Annotated in this window: 2 protein-coding genes; one reads left to right on the forward strand and one right to left on the reverse strand. The window is 70.3% G+C overall.

What is annotated here, in order from left to right; all coding sequences use genetic code 11:
* Nucleotides 1-962 (forward strand): CPBP family intramembrane glutamic endopeptidase (locus ABTZ89_RS38270; protein WP_351054294.1); only part of this gene is annotated, 962 nt, incomplete at its 5' end.
* 9 nt (nt 963-971) lie between these two features.
* Here the strand turns inward: ABTZ89_RS38270 and ABTZ89_RS38275 are convergent.
* Entirely contained in the window at nt 972-1,787 is an 816-nt protein-coding gene (locus tag ABTZ89_RS38275; protein WP_351054297.1) for an SAM-dependent methyltransferase, read from the reverse strand.
* Nucleotides 1,788-2,008 lie beyond the last annotated feature (221 nt).

Consider the following 2,008-nt stretch of genomic DNA (forward strand, 5'->3'; position numbering starts at 1 on the left):
GTGGCGAGTTCGTTCGCCGGATCGGGGAGTTGGCTTTGGTGGGCAGCGTGGAGTCGGGGCGGGCTTCGCCTTCGGCGTTGTTGGGCGGGATCGGCCGGGCTCGGCGGCCCAGCGGGCCGGTCGTCGGGTTGGTCGTCGTCGTGGTTTGCCTCGTCATCGGGCAGACCGCGGGGGCGCTCGTGCTGGCTCCGGTGTTCGGGGTTCCGATCGGGGCGCTGGCCCGTGGGCGGGCGGATCTGGCCGCCCAGCTCGCGATGCTGTTCAGCTTCCTCGGCGTCGTCGGGATGCTCGCGCTGTGGATCCGGATCAAGGAGCGGCGGCCGTTCGGCAGCGTCGGGTTCTTCCCCGCTTCGCGCGTCGGTGCGCACCTGGGGATCGGCGCGGCCGTCGCAGTGGTGCTGTTGGGCGTGCCGGTCGGCGTGAACCTCCTCAGCGGGCAGTTCGACGTCGGGGCGGTGCACGTCGCGCAGGTGGGCGGGGCTTTCATCGCGCTCATCGGGTTCGCCGTGCAGGCCAGCACCGAGGAGGTCATCACCCGCGGCTACCTGATGCAGGTGACCTACCGGAAGTGGGGCCTGACGGCTGCGGTCGTCCTGCAGGCCGTGGTGTTCTCGCTGCTCCACGGCATCAACCCGAACGTGAGCGCGGTGGCCCTGATCAACATCCTGCTGATCGCGCTGCTCCTGGCGTTCTGGGCGCTCGCCGAAGGCGGCCTGTGGGGCGTGTGCGCCTTCCACGCGGTGTGGAACTGGCTCCAGGGCAACGTCTACGGCATCGAGGTGTCCGGCATGGGCGTCCAGACGACGATGCTCAGCATCGGCGGCAGCCCGGGAAGCGCCGAGCTGCTCACCGGCGGCGGCTTCGGCATCGAAGCCAGTCTGCTCACCACTGCCGTCCTCGCCATCGGCACGGCCCTCGCCTACTTCGCCTACCGCCGCCGCGCCCGATCAGCAACTAGGTGAAGCTGCTGGTCAGGGCTTGCGTCCCAGCCCTGCCAGCGTGGTGGTGTCGTGCTGTGCGAGCTCCGGGGCCTCGGTGCGCCACTGGCCGGACCGGATCACCCCCGGGTCCACCAGCTCCAGGCCCGTGAAGTAGCCGGCGATCTCCTCCGGCGTGCGGTGGTTGTACGGGATCGCCCCGGACTCCGCGTACTGCCGGGCCGCGTCCACCGCTACCGGGTCGCTGTCGTCGACGTCGAACAGCGCCAGGTAGGAGCCCGACGGCAGCGCCGCCAGCAACGTGTCCACAATGGATCGCGCTCGGGAGTATTCGGGGATCAGACCCATGATTCCGAACAGGATCAGGGCCACCGGGCGGTCGAAGTCCAGGGCTTCGCGGGCGCCCTCGACGATCGCCTCGGGTTCGCGGACGTCGGCGTGGATGTACCGGGTCGCCCCCTCCGGCGTGCTCGTCAGCAGCGCGCGGGCGTGGGCCAGCACGAGCGGATCGTTGTCGACGTAGACGATCCGGCTCTCCGGGGCGGCCCGCTGCGCGATCTCGTGGGTGTTCTCCGCGGTCGGCAGACCGGTGCCGACATCCAGGAACTGCCGCACCCCGCACTCGGCGACCAGGTGCCGGACCATCCGCCCCAGGCAGCCCCGGCTGGCCTGCGCCGCCGCCCGCATCCCCGGGAACACCTGCAGGAACTCCTCACCAGCGGCGCGGTCGACCGCGTAGTGGTCCTTGCCGCCGAGCCAGAAGTTCCAGACGCGGGCCGCGTGCGGCACGGTGGTGTCCATCTCGTCGGAAGCGGACCCCCGTATCTGGACATCCTCGGAATCGGGCATGCCGGGTTCTCCCTGAAAGCGCTGGACGGCTGCTGACGGCTACTGTTTACCGCACTTCCGTCATGTGCTGCAGGGCATCTGGCAAAAAGGGGTGAGTGGAGGGCGCCTTTCGCCGAGCTGGCGAAAGTCGCCTTCCGCTGCGAGATCTCCCAGCACCTGACGGGCTGGCCGGTGAGCACGCTGCTGTGGGCGCGGGTGCCGCACGACGACCGGAGGCGCAT

Origin of the sequence: Saccharopolyspora sp. NPDC002686 (assembly GCF_040295745.1) — a bacterium.
Lineage (GTDB): Bacteria > Actinomycetota > Actinomycetes > Mycobacteriales > Pseudonocardiaceae > Saccharopolyspora > Saccharopolyspora oryzae.